The following is a 20399-nucleotide window of genomic DNA, read 5'->3' on the forward strand; positions in this document are numbered from 1 at the left end:
TCCTATATTCAGGTTTAATAATGGGGCTATTTTATAGTAGTTGCCTTGGATTAACAAAGAGCTTGTTTAAAACGATTAACAAAGTGCTTATTCAATTGATAAAGCGCTAGAGCAGCGGCTTTGCAAGTGTTACCATAGAGAATCTCGAAACACCGTTAAGGACATTTTATAAATGGTACAAATTTACAACACACTTACGCGACAAAAAGAGCAGTTTAAACCCCTTGTTGATGGCAAAATCGACATGTACGTGTGTGGTATCACCATTTATGATTACTGTCACATTGGTCATGCGCGTACTTTTGTTGGTTTTGACGTTATTGTTCGTTACCTACGTCACATTGGTTACGATTTAAAATACGTTCGTAACATCACTGATGTTGACGACAAAATCATCAAGCGTGCAAACGAAAATGGTGAGTCAATTAATGATTTAACGACTCGTATGACCAAAGCAATGCATGAAGATTTCGACAGCTTAAATATGCTGCGTCCTGATGTTGAGCCAACGGTGACAAACCATATGAATGAAATCATCGCGATGGTTGAGCGTTTAATTGCCAAAGGCCATGCGTATGTTGCCGCAGATGGCGATGTATTGTTTGATGTGTCTACATTTGAGCAATATGGTGCGTTATCGCAACAAGACTTAACCATGCTACAAGCTGGTTCACGTGTTGAAGTTGCACAAGATAAGCAAGATCCACTTGATTTCGTGCTTTGGAAAAAAGCCAAGCCAGGTGAGCCATCTTGGTCATCACCATGGGGTGAAGGCCGTCCAGGTTGGCACATCGAATGTTCGGCAATGAGCTCTAAGCACTTAGGTGAGCATTTTGATATTCACGGTGGTGGTTCTGATTTACAATTCCCACACCATGAAAACGAAATTGCTCAGTCATGCTGTGCAAATAACGGCAAGTACGTTAATACGTGGATCCACACAGGTATGGTACAGGTTAATAAAGAGAAGATGTCTAAGTCATTAAACAACTTCTTTACCGTGCGTGACGTATTGAAAGAGTACGATGCTGAGTCAGTTCGTTACTTCTTAATTTCAGGTCATTACCGTAGCCAGCTTAACTATTCGCAAGAAAATTTAGAGCAAGCGCGTTCGTCACTTGAGCGTATTTACACCGCACTGCGTGGGGTAACACCAATCGAATGTGATTTAGCCAGCAATGAATACGTGGCTAAATTCAGAAAAGCAATGGATGATGACTTTAATACGCCAGAAGCACTACCTGTGTTATTTGAGCTTGCGAAAGAACTAAACCGTGTTAAAGACAGCGATGCAGAACAAGCTGGTAAGTTGGCTTATGTACTTCGCAGTGTTGCAGAGGTATTAGGCGTTGCACAACAAGACCCAGAAGCTTTCCTACAAGGTGGCCAAGCTGATGACGAAGTCGCACACATCGAAGCCTTGATTGCAAAACGTAACGAAGCTCGTGCCAGCAAAGATTGGGCAGCTGCTGATGAAGCGCGCGATGCATTGAATGCACTCGGTGTTGTACTCGAAGATTCTGCGGGTAAAACAACATGGCGTAAAGCTTAAGTATCCACCGAGATATTACAAATTGAAAAGGTTGCCAACGAGGCAACCTTTTTTGTTATTAATCAATATAGCTATTGACCTCAACTGTACTTGAGCTTTTACCTTGCCATCTCTTCGTATTAACAAGGACAGACATTGAATATTTTACTTGCCATGATCCCCGCCTTTTTATGGGGCACCACCTATGCAGTGACCAAATATGCCACACCTGATTGGCCGCCACTTTTATTAGGCGCATTGCGTGCATTACCTGCAGGGTTATTACTTTTATTGCTTAAACCTAGTTTGCCAACCCGTTCGCAGTGGCCAAGTTTGTTAACGCTAGGTGCTGTGAATATCGCGTTGTTTTTTGCCTTTATTTTTATCATGGCGGTAAACCTTCCTGCAGCTATAGCAGGGGTAGGGATGGTGTCTGTGCCGGTTGTCGCTTTGTTATATGCTTGGCTTACTAAAGGACAGCGTCCAGCAAGAGTTCAAGCATTTTGCGCCATAGCCTTGGTTGTACTGGCGTGGTTATTGTTTGATCCAGCTTACGTCACATTAAATGTATTGGGAGTGGCGGCTTTATTGGGTGCCTTATTGACTATTGTGATTGGTAGCACCTTAGTACAAAGTTTGTCGGTGCATATACATTGGTGGGTTGTGCTTACTTGGCAATTAATCATTGGTGGCAGCATATTATTGCTAGCTGCTTTTATCGATGGAAGTTTGCTAAACCCAGAGCAATACCAAGTGGTATTTGAGCCAATTTCAGCGCTGCAATATTCGGCGCTATTTTGGTTAATCGTGCCCAATACCGCTATTGCCTATATTTTGTATGTTTGGTTATTAGGGCGCATGACTGTGGCTGAGTTTTCATTTGGCACCATTGCAAACCCAATTGCAGGAATAGTATGTGCTGTTTTGCTCATAAACGAACAATATCAAGACTGGCAATACCTATTGATGTTTATGATGATTGTGTTTTCAGTGCTCCCCCAGATGCTAAAACTTAAGCAGTTCAAACAACAAAAAACTTAAAAGCAAAAAGGCTGCCCATTGGCAGCCTTTTTACAATAATATAGCTTTTCTTAGCTGTGATACTTTTCACATGCTTCAAGCGTATTTTCAATTAAGCTTGCAACAGTCATTGGACCAACACCACCTGGTACAGGGGTAATGAAATGTGCTTTTTGTTCCGCGACGTCATACTGAACATCACCAACAAGCTTACCTGATTCAAGACGGTTAATACCCACATCAATCACAATAGCGCCTTCTTTAACCCATTCACCCGGAATGAACTCAGGTTTACCTACCGCTACAACTAATAAGTCGGCACGGCGAACATGAGTTTCTAAATCTTGAGTGAACTTGTGACATACTGTTGTAGTACAGCCAGCAAGTAAAAGCTCAAGTGACATAGGACGACCAACGATGTTTGAGGCGCCAACAACAACTGCGTGCATACCTTTATAACGAACACCCGTTGAGTCTAGTAGGGTGATAATCCCTTTTGGCGTACAAGGGCGAAGTGCCGGCATACGCTGTGCTAAACGACCAATGTTATAAGGATGGAAACCATCAACATCTTTATGTGGTGTGATGCGCTCAAGAATTTTTTCAGCATCAAGACCTTGTGGTAAAGGTAACTGTACTAAGATACCGTCTACTTCTTTGTCTTCGTTTAGTTGATCTATTAATGCAAGTAAGTCTTGCTCAGTCGTGTCGCCAGGTAAATCGTAAGACTTAGATACAAAGCCGACTTCTTCACATGCTTTACGTTTAGAACCAACATACACTTGGCTAGCTGGATCTTGACCAACTAGCACGACTGCTAGTCCAGGAGCGCGTAATCCATTCGCTACACGCTCTGCAACTCGCTCTGCTACATTGCTGCGTACTTGTTTAGCTATTGCCTTACCATCGATGATGTTTGCCGTCATGGGTGACCTTTCATTGGGGTTAGTTAACTTGATACTGATACATCTAAATATGATTATCCAATAAAGGGGGCGTGGATACACAAATCATGTTTGTTTGATCATATTTATTTATGTTGCGTATTTTCGCAGAAAAGCATCATAGCGCCAAGATGCAATCTTATATAAAGCGCTACTTTATAAAAAAGAGTTCAAATTTTAGCTTATATTTGCAATATTTAACCATTGTGAGCTAAAAGTGACCGATTGAATTATTTTCTTAAAAAAATGTTTGACCTAACTCGGTCAAATCACTATTATGCACCCCGTTGTTAACGAGGTCACTCGCAAACAACGGTAAGCATCGGCGATTAGCGCAGTTTGGTAGCGCACTTGGTTTGGGTCCAAGGGGTCGCAGGTTCAAATCCTGCATCGCCGACCACTTCTTCTTTAAGAAGCGGCGCTTACAGGCAAACTTATGAAGTTTTCGATGCGCCCGTAGCTCAGCTGGATAGAGCAACGCCCTTCTAAGGCGTTGGTCGAAGGTTCGAATCCTTCCGGGTGCGCCATTTGAAAATATGTAAATGCCGTGGTGATTGTAGCTCAGTTGGTAGAGCCCCGGATTGTGATTCCGGTTGTCGTGGGTTCGAGCCCCATCAGTCACCCCAATTTACTTAAGATATCGGCGATTAGCGCAGTTTGGTAGCGCACTTGGTTTGGGTCCAAGGGGTCGCAGGTTCAAATCCTGCATCGCCGACCACTTTTCTTAAGTGGTCTTTATTTTCAAAACTTCTCTCAGTATCGGCGATTAGCGCAGTTTGGTAGCGCACTTGGTTTGGGTCCAAGGGGTCGCAGGTTCAAATCCTGCATCGCCGACCACTTTTAAAATTTATGCTTCATTCCCTCTATTCGAAGCCAGTTAATTCTTTTCAATACCTCTAAGCAAGCTTAATTCTCCTTTGTTAATTTATTGCGTTCGTTTTTTACGCACTTAAACGCTGAATGCTGCTATATACGCCAAATAATTGCCCCCTAGACTCGACTATCATAAATATTAGGTTATAATGCCGCGTCTATTGTTTAACATAGTGCCCATAGAGGCAAAGCAGCAATGGTATCTCATGGTTACAATGCGCCGTTTTAAGTTGAATTTTTCAGCATTAAAACTTGCTATCACTCATGGAGATCACCTTGTTTGTAAGGAAGGCGAACAGTCGCCAAAATTGAAGATTGAGGTAAATCATGCAAGTTTCTGTTGAGACGACTCAAGGCCTTGAGCGCCGTCTGACCATCACCGTTCCTGCAGAGAACGTTGAGACTGAAGTTAAAAAACGCTTACAACAACTGTCTAAAACCCAGCGTATCGATGGTTTCCGCCCTGGTAAAGTTCCAGCGTCTATCATCAACAAGCGTTATGGTGCTGCAGTACGTCAAGAAGTTGCTGGCGAATTAATGCAACGCAACTACATTGAAGCAATCGTTTCAGAAAAAATTAACCCAGCAGGTGCACCTACTTTCGCTCCTAAAGCGTTAGAAGCTGGTAAAGATTTAGAATTCGATGCAACTTTCGAAGTTTACCCTGAAGTTGAAATCCAAGGTTTAGATAAAATCGCTGTTGAAAAACCAGCTGTATCTGTAACTGACGAAGATCTAGCTAACATGCTAGAAACTTTACGTAAGCAACACGCTACTTGGGCTGAAGTTGACGCAGCTGCAGGCGAGAAAGACCGTGTAACTATCGACTTCGTTGGTTCTATCGACGGTGAAGAGTTCGAAGGCGGTAAAGCTGAAGACTTCCCTCTAGAACTTGGCCAAGGTCGTATGATCCCAGGTTTCGAAGACAACATCGTTGGTAAAAAAGCAGGCGAAGAAGTTGTTGCTGAAGTAACATTCCCTGAAGAATACCACGCTGAAAACCTTAAAGGTAAAGCTGCTTCTTTCGCAATCACTGTGAAAAAAGTTGAAGCGCAAGAGCTTCCAGAGCTTAACGATGAGTTCGCAGCTAAATTCGGTGTAGCTGAAGGCGGTGTTGATGCTCTTAAAGAAGAAGTTAAAAAGAACATGACACGTGAGCTTGACCAAGCGGTTAAAGCTAACGTTAAAGACCAAGCAATCAAAGGTCTTTTAGCTAACAACGAAATCGAAGTGCCTAAAGCGCTAGTTGATCAAGAAATTGATGCACTACGTCAGCAAGCTGCACAACGTTTCGGTGGCAACGCTCAAAACATGCCTGAGCTTCCAGCTGAATTATTCCATGAGCAAGCTGTTACTCGCGTTAAAACTGGCCTATTACTAGGTGAAGTAATTAAAGCGAACGAGCTTAAAGTTGACGACGCTAAAGTTGAAGAGTTAATCGCAACTGTAGCTTCTGCATACGAAGATCCAACTGAAGTAGTAGAGTACTACAAAGCAAATGATCAACTTATGCAGCAAATGCGCAACGTTGCTATGGAAGAGCAAGCAGTTGAAGCTATCCTAGCTAAAGCAAACGTGACTGACGTTGAAAAAGCATTCGACGACATCATGAATCCACAGCAAGGTGCTTAATAAGTCATTGACTTAAGCTCTCGCTAACGATTAAATGGCTCGTGTTACCCTGTATTTATACAGTGTACTCGGGCCATTTTAGTTTGTGCTAAGTAGTTTCTCAAAAAACAACAAAACTGATGTTAATTCAGAACTTTTTTCGACGAGGATTGAATTTGTTCTGATAAGTTCCTATATACTTATAAAGATTGAACAGACAGCTTAATTAACATTAGTATAAATGTGCTTTCCTTATAGTAAGGATGAGTCGCAGCGGATAAGGAATTAAATAAGAATGAATAGCGGTATGATAGACCCTCTAAACGCATTAGTCCCTATGGTTGTTGAACAAACAGCGAAAGGTGAGCGCTCATATGATATTTACTCACGTCTTTTAAAAGAGCGCATTATTTTCTTAACAGGCCAAGTTGAAGATAACATGGCTAATTTGATTCTTGCACAAATGCTGTTCTTAGAATCAGAGAACCCAGAGAAAGATATTTACCTTTATATCAATTCGCCTGGTGGTTCAGTGACTGCTGGTATGGCAATTTACGATACCATGAATTTTATCAAACCTGACGTAAGCACAATTTGTGTTGGCCAAGCGGCAAGCATGGGTGCGTTTTTATTATCAGGTGGTGCTAAAGGTAAGCGTTTCTGTTTACCGAATTCACGTGTGATGATCCACCAACCATTAGGTGGTTTCCAAGGTCAGGCGTCTGACTTTGAAATTCACGCCCGTGAAATCTTATCAATTAAAGATAAGCTAAACCGTTTAATGGCTGAACATACTGGTCAGCCGCTAGAAGTTGTATCTCGTGATACCGATCGCGACAACTTTATGAGCGCAAGCGAAGCTGTTGAATACGGCCTAGTTGACTCAGTATTTTCAAGCCGCGATTCGAAGTAATCTGAATAGCTAATAATATCGTATTGTTAGCTATCACCCTTTACTATGCGAAAACTAATAATCTTTGATATAGTTAAACATAGTGAATTAGCAGTAGCCTCGCGCTACTGCCAACGTAATAAATGAGGTAGCTGAATGTCTGACACTCCTACAGACGGCGACAAAAGTAATAAATTGTTATACTGCTCTTTTTGCGGCAAAAGCCAGCACGAAGTTCGCAAATTAATTGCTGGCCCTTCAGTATATATTTGTGATGAATGTGTTGAGCTGTGTAACGATATTATCAGGGAAGAAATCAAAGACATTGCGCCGAAGCATAATGCGTCTGATAAACTGCCTGTGCCGAAAGAAATTCGTAATCACTTAGATGATTACGTGATTGGCCAAGACCACGCGAAAAAAGTGCTGTCGGTTGCGGTATACAATCACTATAAACGTTTACGTAATCAAACAATCAATGCGGATATAGAGCTTGGTAAGAGTAATATCCTATTAATTGGCCCTACAGGTAGTGGTAAAACATTACTTGCTGAAACCATGGCTCGTTTACTTGATGTGCCATTCACGATGGCTGATGCAACGACACTAACTGAAGCGGGTTATGTAGGTGAAGACGTTGAGAACATTATTCAAAAGCTACTGCAAAAATGTGATTACGACGTTGAAAAAGCGCAACGTGGTATTGTCTACATTGATGAAATCGACAAGATTTCTCGCAAGTCTGATAATCCATCGATTACCCGTGACGTATCAGGTGAAGGTGTACAACAAGCCTTACTTAAACTAATAGAAGGGACGGTTGCGTCTGTGCCACCACAAGGCGGTCGTAAACATCCACAGCAAGAGTTCTTGCAAGTAGATACATCGAAAATTCTATTTATCTGTGGCGGTGCATTTGCTGGCCTTGATAAAGTGATTGAACAACGCAGTCATAAAAATACCGGCATTGGTTTTGGCGCTGAAGTTAAGCAATCATCAGGTAGTCGCAGCCTTAGCGAAACATTTAAAGATGTTGAGCCAGAAGATCTAGTTAAATATGGTTTAATCCCAGAGTTTATTGGTCGTCTTCCGGTTGTTGCAACACTAACAGAACTAGATGAAGCAGCGCTTATTCAAATCTTAAGTGAACCAAAAAATGCATTAACTAAACAGTTCTCTGCATTATTTGCGATGGAAGATGTTGAGCTTGAGTTCCGCGAAGATGCATTGAGTGCGATTGCTCACAAGGCAATGGAGCGTAAAACAGGTGCCCGTGGCTTACGTTCAATCGTTGAAGGTGTACTACTTGATACTATGTATGAATTACCTTCGATGGATGATGTGAGCAAAGTGGTTATCGATGAAACCGTTATTAAAGGCGAATCAGATCCAATTTTGATTTACCAAAGCGGTAACCAAGACAAAGCTGCATCAGAATAAAGCTGTAATAGTTTAAAAGTTAAGCAGTTGAACACGAAAAAGGAGCCAAAGGCTCCTTTTTTTATAAATATGTTGAACTTTCCCTTACATATCCCCATATACTTGAGTAATCTTTAAAATAAATGAAGTGCGAAGAGAATATAATGACGCTTGAGAGAACTGATCGAGTCGAAATCCCCGTGTTGGCACTGCGCGATGTAGTGGTGTATCCACACATGGTGATCCCGCTATTTGTTGGTCGTGAAAAATCAATAAAATGCCTAGAAGCGGCGATGGACAAGGACAAACAAATTTTCCTAGTGGCGCAAAAAGACGCCTCTGTTGATGATCCACAGCAAGATGATATCTACCGTGTTGGCACCATTGCCACAGTACTTCAGTTATTAAAGCTGCCTGATGGCACTGTAAAAGTGCTAGTTGAAGGCACGCAACGTGCAAGCGTTGAAAAGTTTTTAGATAACGATGATTTCTTTGTTGCAGAAGCACAGTTTATTGAATCAGGCCATATCGACGAACAAGAACAAGATATCTTCATTCGTAGTGCTGTGAGCCAGTTTGAAGGTTATGTAAAGCTTAATAAGAAGATCCCACCTGAAGTACTTACTTCAGTATCAGGTATTGATGAAGCTGCACGCCTTGCCGATACTATGGCAGCGCACATGCCACTGAAGGTTCCTGAGAAGCAAAAAGTACTTGAGATTGCCGATGTCACTGAGCGCCTTGAATACTTAATGGCACTTATGGAAGGTGAGATCGATTTACTGCAAGTTGAGAAAAAAATCCGTACACGCGTTAAAAAGCAGATGGAAAAATCGCAGCGTGAGTACTACCTCAACGAGCAAATGAAAGCGATTCAAAAAGAGCTGGGCGAACTTGATGATGTACCTGATGAATTCGAAGCGATTAAAAAGCGTATCGAAGAGTCTGGCATGCCTAAAGAAGCACAAGAAAAAGCCAATGCTGAGCTTGCTAAGTTAAAAATGATGTCGCCTATGTCGGCGGAAGCAACTGTGGTGCGCTCGTACATTGATACGCTTATCAATGTGCCTTGGAAAAAACGCTCTAAAGTGAAAAAAGACTTAGCTGGCGCACAAAAGATTTTAGATAGCGACCATTACGGCCTAGATAAAGTTAAAGAACGCATTATTGAGTACCTAGCGGTGCAACAGCGCACTAATAAGCTAAAAGGTCCAATTTTATGTTTAGTGGGCCCTCCTGGTGTGGGTAAAACCTCATTAGGTCAGTCAATTGCGCGTTCTACCGGTCGTAAATATGTGCGTATGGCATTAGGTGGTGTACGTGATGAAGCAGAAATTCGTGGTCACCGTCGTACTTACATTGGTTCAATGCCTGGTAAGTTAATCCAGAATATGACTAAAGTTGGTGTGAAGAACCCATTATTCTTATTGGATGAAATCGATAAGATGTCATCAGATATGCGTGGCGACCCAGCATCAGCATTACTTGAAGTACTTGATCCTGAGCAAAATAGCCATTTTGCTGATCACTACTTAGAAGTTGATTACGACTTATCAGACGTGATGTTCGTGGCAACGTCAAATAGCTTTAATATCCCAGGTCCATTATTAGACCGTATGGAAGTTATTCGCCTTTCGGGTTACACCGAAGACGAGAAGCTAAACATTGCTAAGCAACACTTAATTCCTAAACAAGTTAAGCGTAATGGCTTAAAAGATGACGAAGTTGAGATTGCTGACAGCGCAATTATTGGCATTATCCGCTACTACACTCGTGAAGCGGGTGTTCGTAATTTAGAGCGTGAAGTGTCAAAACTATGCCGTAAAGCGGTTAAGAACATCTTACTAGATAAAGACACTAAGAAAGTTGTTATCGACGATAGCAATCTTGAAGAGTTCTTAGGTGTGCAGCGCTTTGACTATGGCAAAGCTGAAGACGGCGACCGCATTGGTCAAGTAACTGGCCTTGCATGGACTGAAGTAGGTGGTGATTTACTGACGATTGAATCAGCAGCCGTACCAGGTAAAGGCAAGCTAACTTACACCGGTTCACTTGGCGATGTGATGCAAGAGTCAATTCAGGCTGCAATGACAGTCGTTCGTAATCGTGCTGAAAAATTACGCATTAATAGCGACTTCTACGAAAAACGTGACATTCATGTGCACGTGCCTGAAGGTGCGACACCAAAAGATGGCCCAAGTGCTGGTATTGCGATGGTAACTGGTTTGGTATCAAGCTTAACGGGTAACCCGGTACGCTCAGATGTTGCGATGACGGGTGAAATCACGTTACGTGGTGAAGTATTACCAATTGGTGGCTTAAAAGAAAAGCTTCTAGCCGCACATCGTGGTGGAATTAAGACCGTTATTATTCCAAAAATTAACGAACGTGACCTAAAAGAGATCCCTGATAACGTATTAGAGGGCCTTGAAATTCACCCAGTTACATGGATTGATGACGTTTTAAAACTGGCTTTGAAGCATCCAGTTGAGAGTTTTTCTGTCGAAACTGAAAAAAACCAGTAAAAAACCGCAAAAAAGTGCAATTAGGGGCTTTTCAAATACAAAGGGTATGATAAGTTAAGCACTAGTTTTCAAGCCTAGGCCTTATGTGGCCTAGGGTTGAGAAAAATATAATAAACTGAGCATAAACTTAATTTGCTCATAAATTTTCAAAACAGTGATGTTATTTTTTATAAAAACAATCGCTCTTGATAATAACAATGAAAGAGGATGATATTGTGAATAAATCTCAATTAATCGATCAAATCGCAGCTGACGCTGACATTTCTAAAGCGGCTGCAGGTCGTGCACTAGATTCATTCATCGAGGCTGTTTCAGGCGCTCTTAAAGATGGCGATTCAGTAGCGCTAGTAGGCTTTGGTACTTTCTCAGTACGTGAGCGTGCAGCACGTTCAGGTCGTAACCCGCAAACTGGTGAGACTATCCAGATTGCTGCAGCAAACATTCCTTCTTTCAAAGCAGGTAAAGCGCTGAAAGACGCAGTAAACTAATCAATAAAGATTAGTTGGTGAGGGATACCTAAGCACACTTAAATGAATTTAGGTAACTTATCACCAGTTACTTCAAGTGAAAAAGCGTATCTGGTAAGATACGCTTTTTTTACATGAGCAGGGTTGATACCAATCCGCAATAATTTTTAATTCGCTAATTGGTATAATTTGTACCTGATCAGAATAGAGATAGATAAATGCTTGAGAAAATCAGAGAAGGTTCGCAGGGACCTGCAGCCAAAATTATTTTAGGCGCGGTGATTTTATCTTTTGCTTTAGCTGGGATCGGTGGTTATTTAGGACAAACCACAGAGCAACCCGTTGCAGAAGTAAATGGAGTTAAAATTAGCCAAACCGAGTTCAGCCGTGCATACCAAAACGAACGTAACCGTTTAGAACAACAATTTGGTGAATACTTCGCACAAATCGCTGCTGATCCAAATTACATGGCACAAATCCGCCAAGGCGTAATTGACCGTTTAGTACAACAAGAATTGCAAACTCAACTAGCGGCAGAATTAGGTCTTCGTGTAAGTGATGAAAGTGTTCGTAAAGCTATTTTAGAAATGCCTTACTTCCAAGTTGGCGGCCAGTTTAGCAACGACCGTTACTTACAAGTTATTCGTCAAATGAATTTCCAACCAGACGCTTTCCGTGAGTATTTACGTGAAGACATGACACGCAGCCAGTTGGTTGGTGCAGTTGCTGGTACTGATTTCATCCTAGAAAACGAATTAAACAACAACGTAGCGCTACAACAGCAAACGCGTAGTATTGATTACCTTGTTGTGACAAAAGAATCATTACAAGCGGGTGTAGCGGTGAGTGAGCAAGAAATTGCTGATTACTATGAATTAAATCAACCGCAATTCTTGGCTCCTGAGCAAGTATCAGTTAGTTACATTGATTTAAATGCAGCAAACCTAACGCTAGATTCAAGTGTTTCAGAAGACGACATTAAAGCGTATTACGAGCAAAACAGTGCCCAGTACGTTGAACCAGAAAAGCGTCGTGTATCGCACATCTTAATTGATAACAGCGAAGACGATGATGCAGCAAAAGCGAAAGCAGAAGAGTTACTAGCACAATTACAAAATGGTGCTGATTTTGCCGAGTTAGCTGAATCGTCTTCAGATGATGTTGTGAGCGCTGAAATGGGCGGTGACTTAGATTGGATTGAACGTGACATGATGGACCCTGCGTTTGAAGATGCAACTTATGCTCTTGAAAATAAAGGCGACATTTCAGACGTTGTAGAATCAGAATTTGGTTACCACATCATCAAACTTACTGACATTCAAACACAACAAGTTAAGCCATATGCTGACGTAAAAGATGAGCTTCGTGCTGAACTTGAACGTACTAAGAAAGTAAATGCGTTTTATGAAAAGCAAACTCAAATGGGTGAGCTGGCGTTTGAAATTTCAGATACTTTAACGGATGCCGCTGAAGCTGCTGGTGTTGAAGTACAAAAAACTGAACTAGTGACACGTAACTCGTTACCTGAACCACTAAACAATCCACAAGTGATTGCTGCTATTTTCTCTCCTGAAGTGTTAGAAGATCGCATGAATTCAGAAGTGATTGAAGTGGGTGATGAGCATGCCGTTGTTGTTCGTGTAAACGATCACAAAGCGGCGACAACGAAAGCGCTTGCAGATGTTTCTGAGCAAATCAAAGCGACGTTAGTTGCACAAAAAGCATCTGAACTTGCTAAAGAAAAAGCACGCACACTGTATGCTGACATCGAAGCAGGTAAGAGCTTAAATGATGTTGCACAAGCTGAAGGCTTAACTGTGCGTCAAGAAGCTGCACTTGCTCGCCAAGCTTACACAGTTTCACCTGCGATTGTTCAACAAGCTTTCAAAATGGCTCACCCTCAAGGTGCACCAGTGGTTGATGTTGTTGACTTAAACAATGGTGATGCGGCTATCGTTGCACTAAAAGCAGTTAATCCAGCGGCTAACGCTGAAATTAACGAGCAACAAAAGCAAAACATCACTATGGCTCAAGTGAATAAAAACTACATGGTATTCATCGCTGCACTTAAAGCACAAGCAGATGTAAAAGTACCAAAAGTTGTGCAAGCTGCTGAATAAGTAGCAAAATGACTTAAATAAAAGGCGCCTTATGGCGCCTTTTTTGTTACCGTTGAAGCTAATCGCACTCGCAACTACAAGGAGTATTTATGGAGTATCGCCTAATAGAGCAGTTACCAAGTGCAGAAGAATACTGTGCAATGCGCCTTAAGGCTGGCTTATCCGCTCGTTCATTAGCAGCAGCGAAGGCGGGATTGCCAAACTCTCTCTATGCTATTTGTATTCGCAAAAACAATGAGTTGATTGGCATGGGTCGTGTTATTGGTGATGGTGGTTGTAATTTTGAAGTGGTTGATATTGCTGTATCACCTGAATATCAAGGGCAAGGGTTAGGGCGTGTGATTATGGAACATGTTGACCGCTACATCGAATCTGCCGCTTATGAAGGTAGTTACGTCACTATGGTCGCCGACAAACCCAGCTTTTACGAAAAGCTTGGCTACAAGTTTGTCGCACCACAAAGCCAAGGGATGTATAAAAAGTTTTGATAAGAGTAAAGTTGCAAGGGGAAAGAGTAAAGTTAATTGAGTGATCAAATCTCCCGCGTGGGAGGCGTTTTAACGCCGAATTAAACTGACAGCTTACGGCCGATAGCTGACAGCTCACCATCAGCAATTCAATAACTTCTGCGTCACCACCGACTGTGGATCTTGGAAAATCGCTTCCGTTTGGCCGTATTCAACAATTTCACCGTGATCAAGTACCACAAGTTGGTCGCTAATATGACGCACTAAACTTAGGTGATGCGTAATAAGCACATAGCTAAGGCCGGTATCTTTTTGTAGACGCAGTAATAAGTTTACCGTTTGTGCGCGCACAGATGGGTCTAGAGACGATAACGCTTCATCGAGCACCACAACCTTAGGATCTAAGATTAAAGCTCTTGCAAGCGCTATACGTTGCAATTGGCCGCTACTAAACATGTGTGGGTAATAGTGTTGGTGGTCTAATAGCAAACCCACTTTTGCGAGAGTTTGTTTTATTTTTTCTTCACGCGCTTCTTTGTTTAAATCAGTGTTGTACTGTAAACAGTCATTCAGCATGTCGCCTATCGTCAAACCCGGGTTTAACGACGCTTCAGAGTCTTGGAAGATCATCCGAATGTGGCGACAGTCGTTATCACGTAAGCCATCATTTTCGATGATATTGCCATCGAGTAGAATTTGCCCTTTATCGGCGTTATCGGCTCCAGCCAGTAATTTTGCCAAGGTACTTTTACCTGAGCCAGTTTCGCCAATAATGGCTATCGTCTCGCCTTGTCCTAAGCAAAACGAAATATCTTTTAGAACAGAGAATCGTTTACGCGAAAACAAGCCTGCACGTAGGTTAAAACTCTTTGATAACGCTTGAACTTTTAACAGCGGTTGCATTATTTCATCGCCTTAATTAATGGGAAATGGCAGGCATAACTGTGGCTGTGATGCTTGGTCAATTTCGGTGTTACCACACATTCTTTTTGTGCTTGTGGGCAACGCGGCCCCAAACGGCAACCTATCGGTAGATGCTGTAAGGTTGGAATGGTGCCCTTTAGCGCATAAAAAGGCTCTTTATGAGCAAGCCCTTGCTCATAATCAGGTAAACTTTTTAACAGTGCTTGAGTATACGGGTGGTGCGGCTGGCTAAAGATACGATTTGTTGGACCTGCTTCAACCATTTGTCCGCAGTACAATACATGCATACCGTGTGACCACTCGACAATTTCTTCAAGCTCGTGAGAAATCATCAAAATCGACATGTTTTTTAGCTGGTTCAAGCTCTTTAATAGCCTAAAGACTTGCGCACGAGTGGTGCTTTCAAGGGCTGTCGTTGGTTCATCGGCAATCAGTAGTTTGGGTGTACGCGCAATTGCCATGGCAATCATCACCTTTTGACAAATACCTTCAGAGAGCTCATGAGGATAGCTGTCGAGCACCTTTTTATGATCTTTAATACCCACCTTATGGATTAACGCTTTAACACGATCTTTTCGTTGTCTATTACGTTTTAAGAAAAAACCACTGGTTTCTTGTGCGGGTAAGGTCTCGGCAATTTGGTCAAATATCTTGGCTGTTGGGTCGAGGCAGCGGCTAGGATCTTGGTAGATCATGGCAATGTCTTGACCAACCAATTTACGGCGCTGTTCGTTAGATAAGCGCATTAAATCAACACCACGCCAATGCATGCGGTCTGCGGTAATATGCCAGCGCTTGTTCAAAACCCCAACAATAGCTTTTGCAATCAAGCTTTTACCTGAGCCTGACTCACCAACCAATGCATGTACTTCACCTTCTTTTAAGGTCATGCTCACTCTATCTACCGCACGAATAACGGTATCTGAGGTACGTAACTCTATCGTGAGGTTGCGAATATCGAGTAATTGCATAATTAGTCGGCCTTACGTTCTTTAAGCACTTGGCGTAAACCGTCACCTACTAAATTGGTAGACAGTACTGCTAAAAATAATAATACGCCCGGTAAGCCAACAGTCCAAGGGGCAAGGTAAATTAAACCCAGATTCTCAGCCAAAATGGCACCCCATTCTGTGGTGGGCGGTTGTGCACCGAGTTTTAAAAAGCCAAGCGCTGAGATATCCAAAATAGCCGTAGAAAGCGCCATGGTAAAAATAACCACAATATGCTCGTAAATATTCGGAAAGATACCACGGGCGAGAATATGCCAATTTGACGCACCATCCAGTTTAAATGCCGTGATGTAATCCTTGTTTAGCTCTTCAACAATCAAGTTACGTACAGAGTGAATAAACTGAGGCAGCAAGGCTAGAATAATTGCCCATACTGTATTCATCAGGCCTGGACCAAGGATCGCGATAATAATGATGGCAAGCAACAGTGAAGGTATCGATAAGGTAATATCGAGCAAGTGATTTAAAAAACTTGAACGAATACCACGGCTGATCCCAGCAAAAGTACCCACTAATACGCCAATCACTGTGGTGATCAAAGCCGCGACAACCGATAAACCAAACGTGTAGGTCGCGCCATTCATTAAGCGTGAGAGCACATCACGGCCTAAATCGTCGGTGCCTAATAGAAAGCGTACATCTCCAGCATCATGCCAAGATGGCGGTAACAGCAGTGCATCACTGTGTTGCTGGTTAACGCCATAAGGGGCAAGAAGGGGAGCAGATACAGCCAGTAACACTAAAGCGATAAATAACCATAAACCCACAAGGGCAGGGTGATTGGTTTTAAATTTCTTCCAAAATCGCGCCAGTGGCGATTTATTCGACTCTTCAGAGAATAAATTAAACTTTGCCATGAGCTTGGTTCCGCGATAATGGGTCGAATAAGGTATAAGTGAGCTCAGCAATAATCGTAGCTAAAATAACGAACATAGAAACAGCGAGTAAGCCACCTTGAATGGCAGGGTAGTCACGCTGATAAATACTATCGATTAGCCAACGACCAATGCCTGGCCATGAGAAAATAACTTCGGTGATCATCGCAAGGGTGATCAAGGTACTAAACTGTAAACCTATTTGCTTGATAACCGGTAGCAGCGCATTACGCAGTGCGTGGTGAATAATCAGCTGAGCACGGTTTAAGCCTTTTGCTCGCGCTGTTTTAATATAGCTTTGGTCTAACACTTTCAACATTGAATCACGGGTAAAACGCACTAATACTGTGGTTGGATACATAGCCAGTACTATGGTTGGCAAAGTTAAATGATGCAATGCATCTAAAAATGCCATGCCGTGGTAAGGAAAGTCATCAACAATAATATCAATGAGAATAAAGCCAGTCACTGGTTCAATTTCATAAAGTAAACCCATGCGGCCAGACATCGGAAACCAGCCTAACTGCAGTGAAAACACCATGATCAACAACAGTGCTAACCAAAATACGGGCATTGAGTAACCAATCAGCGTGCCTGAGTTTATAAATTTGTCTGGCCAACGTTTGTAATAGGCAGACGCCAAAATACCCGCAGGTACGCCAACAGCAACAGAGACAAACAATGCATAAACACTTAACTCTAGTGTTGCAGGAAATAAGTCTTTGATATGTTGAAATACACTTTCGCCTGATGCAAAAGAGACACCCCAATCACCGTGTAAAATACGGTCTAAAAAGGCAAAGTATTGCACCACATAGTTGTCAGTAAAATGGAACTTATCTTCAAGCGCACTGGTTTGTGAGAAGGTGCTGTTCGTAATACCACTTAAGTTAGTTAGCGCATCACCCGGAAACAAAAAGCTTAATGAAAAGGTAAAGATACTCAGCGTCAGCATCATAAACATTAACAAGGCGAAGCGGCGAAGAATATAATCAAGTATCATTATTCTTTCCTCGCATTAGCAAGCGAGATACCGCCAAATGGACTCAAGCTGATGCCTTTTACATCACTACTTGCGGCTTGAAAGCGCATGCCATGAGCAATCGGTAAAATAGGCAGCTCTTGAACAATAATGCGTTGGGCTTGATTGTAATATTGTTTACGTTTTTCTATGTCGGTGGTGTCAAGCGCTTGAGTCAGTAATAAGTCAAACTCAGGATCACACCAATTAGCCGGGTTTTTACCGCTGAAGGTAGCGGTGCAGCTTAATAACGGACTCATAAAGTTATCTGGGTCGGGCGTATCCGCAGCCCAGCCAAGTAATACGCTATCGTGTCTATGCTCACCAACGCGTTGTAAAAAGGTGTTCCACTCGTATTCTACGATATTGACGTTAACGCCAATCTTACGTAAATCACTTTGCATTAGCTCAGCCATTTTACGGGCATTGGGATTATAAATTCGGCTTACCGGCATGGCCCAAATATTCATATCAAAGCCATCTTTGTAGCCCGCTTCGGCAAGTAAAGTTTTGGCAAGTGCAGGGTTAAATTCTGGCATCGCTTTTTGCGCTTCAAATGCCCACGAAGCAGGAGGCAGTAAAGACTGCGCTTTAATCCCATTACCGTAATACACCGCTTGCATAATTTTATCGATATCAATGGCGCTCGCGAGTGCTTGGCGTACACGCACATCATCAAAAGGTGGGCGCTCAGTGTTAAAAGCCCAGTAACCAATATTTAAGTTTTGCTCTTTTTGAACTTTAATGTCTTCGCGTTGCGATAAAATACTCAGCTGCGCGCTGCTTGGATGCGCAGTCACATCACATTCTTTAGTGAGCATTTTTGCAACGCGTGTGGTGCCGTTTGGCGTAATGTCATACACCAGTTGCTCAAGCACAACCGGATGTTTCCAGTAGTCTGGATTGCGGTAATAGCGAATTAAACGGTCGCGGCGGTATTCTTTATATACATACGGGCCCGTACCAACCGGGTATTGGTCAAATAAGTTTTCTTGATTTCGAGCTTTAAGCTGCATGGCGTATTCTTCGGATAACACCACGGCAAAGTCGGTTGCTAGGTTTGCTAAAAAGCTGCTTTCAGCATTATAAAGTTCAAACCGTACTTGGTAATCAGAAACACGCACAATACGGCGAATAAGCTGATCAATACCCACACTTTGAAAATAAGGGTAACTGGCATCACCAACAAAGTGATAAGGGTTGTAGACGTCGAATAAGCGGCTAAAGGTGAAAATGACATCATCTGCGTTAAAGTCACGGGTTGGGGTAAAATATTTTGTGGTATGAAATTTAACCCCTTTACGTAGGGTAAAGGTGATTGCTTTACCATCTGGGCTAATTTTCCAATCGGTTGCTAATTCTGCCTGAAATTCGGCAGACACCGGATCAATACTCAGTAGTCGGTCATAAAGCTGATTGGCGATAATATCGATAGTTGACCCCGTCGTTGTCACTTGCGGATTAAACGACACAGGGTTTGCTTCAGCGCAATAGACCAAGCCCTGGTTTTTTTGTTCTGTGGTTTTTTCTTCGTTATCTAGGCAGCCTACTAAGCACACCAAAGACAAAGCAAGTAACGGTTTAAACACCTGATTAGCCTCTAACTATTGCTGCTGATCTAATAAATTGTATTTTTTCAAATAGCCACGTAATTGATGATACGTTAATTCTAAGTGTTCTGCAGTTTTCTTTTGGTTAAATTGGCTATGTTCAAGCGCTTTTTTAATGACATCAATTTCAAAGTCGTTAGACAGCTGCTTTAAATTACAAGGAAATTGAATGTCGGGCTTATTGAGTGTCACAACATCTTGATTTTGTGTAGTGGCAATAGGCGCTGCTTCAACGTTTGTAACGGGGGCACTGCTCACGGCTGCTTTTACACGCTGTTTCGGTCTAAATTTACTCGCAAATGGGTCTAAAATAATCTGGTGAACGGGAATATGTTCGTTACCATGGCGATACAGGCTACGTTCAACCACATTCTTTAATTCACGAATATTACCCGGCCAATCATAAGATTGAAGCGTTTCGATGGCGCTTCGAGTAAAGCCACTAAATAGCTCCCACTCAAGGTCGCGGGCCATGTTAATAGCAAATTGTTCTGCCAGTAACATGATATCTTCTTGGCGTTCACGCAATGGAGGTAAGGTAATAACATCAAACGCGAGACGGTCGAGTAAGTCGCTTCTAAATTCGCCTTGCTCAGCAAGCGTTGGTAGGTCTTCATTGGTTGCACACACTAAACGGGTATCGACTTTAACAGTTTGCTTACCACCGACGCGTTCAAACTCGCCGTATTCAATAACGCGTAGCAGTTTTTCTTGCACCATCGCAGAGGTGTTGGCTAATTCATCAAGGAATAGTGTACCGCCATTGGCACGCTCAAAGCGGCCTTCGTGGCGTTTACTGGCACCGGTAAATGCCCCACTTTCATGACCAAACAATTCGCTTTCGAGCAGGTTTTCGTTAAGCGCTGCACAGTTAAGCTTTATATAGTTTTGATCCCAACGCTTAGATAAGAAGTGCAAACGGGCTGCAATAAGTTCTTTACCTGTACCGCGCTCACCAATAATAAGAACTGGCTTTTCTAAACTTGCTAGTTGCGAAACTTGATCAAGCACACTTAAAAAACTGTCAGATTGGCCGAGTAAATTATCCTGTTGGCGAAATTGGCTCATATTCCCTAACTCTTAGTCATTT

The 20399-nt window shown here is 42.4% G+C and carries 16 protein-coding genes and 5 tRNA genes; 14 read left to right on the forward strand and 7 right to left on the reverse strand.

From position 1 onward, the window contains the following. The first annotated feature begins 172 nt into the window (after positions 1–172). Both cysS and CWC28_RS01630 read left to right on the forward strand, forming a co-directional pair. Entirely contained in the window at positions 173–1552 is a 1380-nt protein-coding gene (cysS, locus tag CWC28_RS01625) for a cysteine--tRNA ligase (RefSeq protein ID WP_105175206.1), read from the forward strand. 135 nt (positions 1553–1687) lie between these two features. Further along, positions 1688–2572 (forward strand): DMT family transporter, encoded by an 885-nt coding sequence (locus CWC28_RS01630; protein ID WP_105175205.1) that lies wholly within the window; start codon positions 1688–1690, stop codon positions 2570–2572. 50 nt (positions 2573–2622) lie between these two features. Here the strand turns inward: CWC28_RS01630 and folD are convergent, their stop codons facing one another. Further along, the gene (gene folD / locus CWC28_RS01635; RefSeq protein ID WP_063706811.1) at positions 2623–3477 is read right to left on the reverse strand and encodes a bifunctional methylenetetrahydrofolate dehydrogenase/methenyltetrahydrofolate cyclohydrolase FolD; all 855 of its coding nucleotides are present in this window, start codon (positions 3475–3477) and stop codon (positions 2623–2625) included. 341 nt (positions 3478–3818) lie between these two features. Here folD and CWC28_RS01640 point away from each other — a divergent pair. From CWC28_RS01640 to CWC28_RS01695, 12 genes are all read left to right on the forward strand, one after another. Next, a tRNA-Pro gene (locus CWC28_RS01640) sits at positions 3819–3895 on the forward strand. Between the two features lie 50 nt (positions 3896–3945). After that, positions 3946–4022, forward strand: a tRNA-Arg gene (locus CWC28_RS01645). A gap of 23 nt (positions 4023–4045) precedes the next feature. Next, positions 4046–4121, forward strand: a tRNA-His gene (locus CWC28_RS01650). 15 nt (positions 4122–4136) lie between these two features. Next, a tRNA-Pro gene (locus CWC28_RS01655) sits at positions 4137–4213 on the forward strand. Positions 4214–4255: 42 nt separating this feature from the next. After that, positions 4256–4332: transfer RNA gene (locus CWC28_RS01660), tRNA-Pro, on the forward strand. 363 nt (positions 4333–4695) lie between these two features. Further along, a complete protein-coding gene (gene tig, locus CWC28_RS01665) occupies positions 4696–6000 on the forward strand; it encodes a trigger factor (protein ID WP_063706813.1) in 1305 nt (434 codons plus the stop codon). A gap of 274 nt (positions 6001–6274) precedes the next feature. Beyond that, positions 6275–6892 (forward strand): ATP-dependent Clp endopeptidase proteolytic subunit ClpP, encoded by a 618-nt coding sequence (clpP, locus tag CWC28_RS01670; protein WP_063706814.1) that lies wholly within the window; start codon positions 6275–6277, stop codon positions 6890–6892. A gap of 135 nt (positions 6893–7027) precedes the next feature. Further along, the gene (gene clpX / locus CWC28_RS01675) at positions 7028–8311 is read left to right on the forward strand and encodes an ATP-dependent protease ATP-binding subunit ClpX (protein WP_054553147.1); all 1284 of its coding nucleotides are present in this window, start codon (positions 7028–7030) and stop codon (positions 8309–8311) included. Between the two features lie 143 nt (positions 8312–8454). Next, the gene (gene lon / locus CWC28_RS01680; RefSeq protein ID WP_063706815.1) at positions 8455–10815 is read left to right on the forward strand and encodes an endopeptidase La; all 2361 of its coding nucleotides are present in this window, start codon (positions 8455–8457) and stop codon (positions 10813–10815) included. A gap of 197 nt (positions 10816–11012) precedes the next feature. Continuing rightward, a complete protein-coding gene (locus CWC28_RS01685; protein WP_175580427.1) occupies positions 11013–11303 on the forward strand; it encodes an HU family DNA-binding protein in 291 nt (96 codons plus the stop codon). A gap of 197 nt (positions 11304–11500) precedes the next feature. Then, positions 11501–13402, forward strand: coding sequence for a peptidylprolyl isomerase (gene ppiD, locus CWC28_RS01690; protein ID WP_063706816.1), 1902 nt, complete (start codon positions 11501–11503; stop codon positions 13400–13402). Between the two features lie 89 nt (positions 13403–13491). Continuing rightward, positions 13492–13890, forward strand: coding sequence for a GNAT family N-acetyltransferase (locus CWC28_RS01695; protein ID WP_138624623.1), 399 nt, complete (start codon positions 13492–13494; stop codon positions 13888–13890). A 120-nt stretch (positions 13891–14010) separates the two neighbouring features. On the opposite strand, the gene CWC28_RS01700 is transcribed toward CWC28_RS01695, so the two are convergent. From CWC28_RS01700 to pspF, 6 genes are read right to left on the reverse strand one after another with little or no spacing between them, the layout of a single operon-like run. Then, complete coding sequence (locus CWC28_RS01700) at positions 14011–14772, reverse strand: ATP-binding cassette domain-containing protein (RefSeq protein ID WP_063706818.1); 762 nt, start codon at positions 14770–14772, stop codon at positions 14011–14013. Beyond that, positions 14772–15764, reverse strand: a complete 993-nt coding sequence (locus CWC28_RS01705; protein ID WP_063706819.1) for a peptide ABC transporter ATP-binding protein — start codon at positions 15762–15764, stop codon at positions 14772–14774. The genes CWC28_RS01700 and CWC28_RS01705 overlap by 1 nt, the downstream gene beginning before the upstream one ends. Positions 15765–15766: 2 nt before the next feature. Then, entirely contained in the window at positions 15767–16660 is an 894-nt protein-coding gene (locus CWC28_RS01710; RefSeq protein ID WP_054562068.1) for an ABC transporter permease subunit, read from the reverse strand. Continuing rightward, a complete protein-coding gene (locus tag CWC28_RS01715) occupies positions 16647–17681 on the reverse strand; it encodes an ABC transporter permease (RefSeq protein WP_063706820.1) in 1035 nt (344 codons plus the stop codon). The genes CWC28_RS01710 and CWC28_RS01715 overlap by 14 nt, the downstream gene beginning before the upstream one ends. Next, positions 17681–19288 (reverse strand): ABC transporter substrate-binding protein, encoded by a 1608-nt coding sequence (locus CWC28_RS01720; RefSeq protein WP_063706821.1) that lies wholly within the window; start codon positions 19286–19288, stop codon positions 17681–17683. The genes CWC28_RS01715 and CWC28_RS01720 overlap by 1 nt, the downstream gene beginning before the upstream one ends. A gap of 15 nt (positions 19289–19303) precedes the next feature. Further along, positions 19304–20377 carry a phage shock protein operon transcriptional activator gene (gene pspF, locus CWC28_RS01725; RefSeq protein ID WP_063706822.1) on the reverse strand — a complete coding sequence of 358 codons (1074 nt, stop codon included), beginning with the start codon at positions 20375–20377 and terminating at the stop codon, positions 19304–19306. Between the last annotated feature and the right edge of the window lie 22 nt (positions 20378–20399).

The sequence above is a fragment of the Pseudoalteromonas sp. S4492 genome (assembly GCF_005886115.1).
GTDB lineage: Bacteria > Pseudomonadota > Gammaproteobacteria > Enterobacterales > Alteromonadaceae > Pseudoalteromonas > Pseudoalteromonas gelatinilytica.

Coding starts and splice junctions, on each gene's coding strand:
- lon (WP_063706815.1), top strand. CDS start 8,455: ATGACGCTTGAGAGAACTGATCGAGTCGAAATCCCCGTGTTGGCACTG.
- CWC28_RS01710 (WP_054562068.1), bottom strand. CDS start 16,660: ATGGCAAAGTTTAATTTATTCTCTGAAGAGTCGAATAAATCGCCACTG.
- folD (WP_063706811.1), bottom strand. CDS start 3,477: ATGACGGCAAACATCATCGATGGTAAGGCAATAGCTAAACAAGTACGC.
- CWC28_RS01705 (WP_063706819.1), bottom strand. CDS start 15,764: ATGCAATTACTCGATATTCGCAACCTCACGATAGAGTTACGTACCTCA.
- CWC28_RS01715 (WP_063706820.1), bottom strand. CDS start 17,681: ATGATACTTGATTATATTCTTCGCCGCTTCGCCTTGTTAATGTTTATG.
- ppiD (WP_063706816.1), top strand. CDS start 11,501: ATGCTTGAGAAAATCAGAGAAGGTTCGCAGGGACCTGCAGCCAAAATT.
- clpX (WP_054553147.1), top strand. CDS start 7,028: ATGTCTGACACTCCTACAGACGGCGACAAAAGTAATAAATTGTTATAC.
- clpP (WP_063706814.1), top strand. CDS start 6,275: ATGAATAGCGGTATGATAGACCCTCTAAACGCATTAGTCCCTATGGTT.
- CWC28_RS01700 (WP_063706818.1), bottom strand. CDS start 14,772: ATGCAACCGCTGTTAAAAGTTCAAGCGTTATCAAAGAGTTTTAACCTA.
- CWC28_RS01685 (WP_175580427.1), top strand. CDS start 11,013: ATGAAAGAGGATGATATTGTGAATAAATCTCAATTAATCGATCAAATC.
- pspF (WP_063706822.1), bottom strand. CDS start 20,377: ATGAGCCAATTTCGCCAACAGGATAATTTACTCGGCCAATCTGACAGT.
- tig (WP_063706813.1), top strand. CDS start 4,696: ATGCAAGTTTCTGTTGAGACGACTCAAGGCCTTGAGCGCCGTCTGACC.
- CWC28_RS01695 (WP_138624623.1), top strand. CDS start 13,492: ATGGAGTATCGCCTAATAGAGCAGTTACCAAGTGCAGAAGAATACTGT.
- cysS (WP_105175206.1), top strand. CDS start 173: ATGGTACAAATTTACAACACACTTACGCGACAAAAAGAGCAGTTTAAA.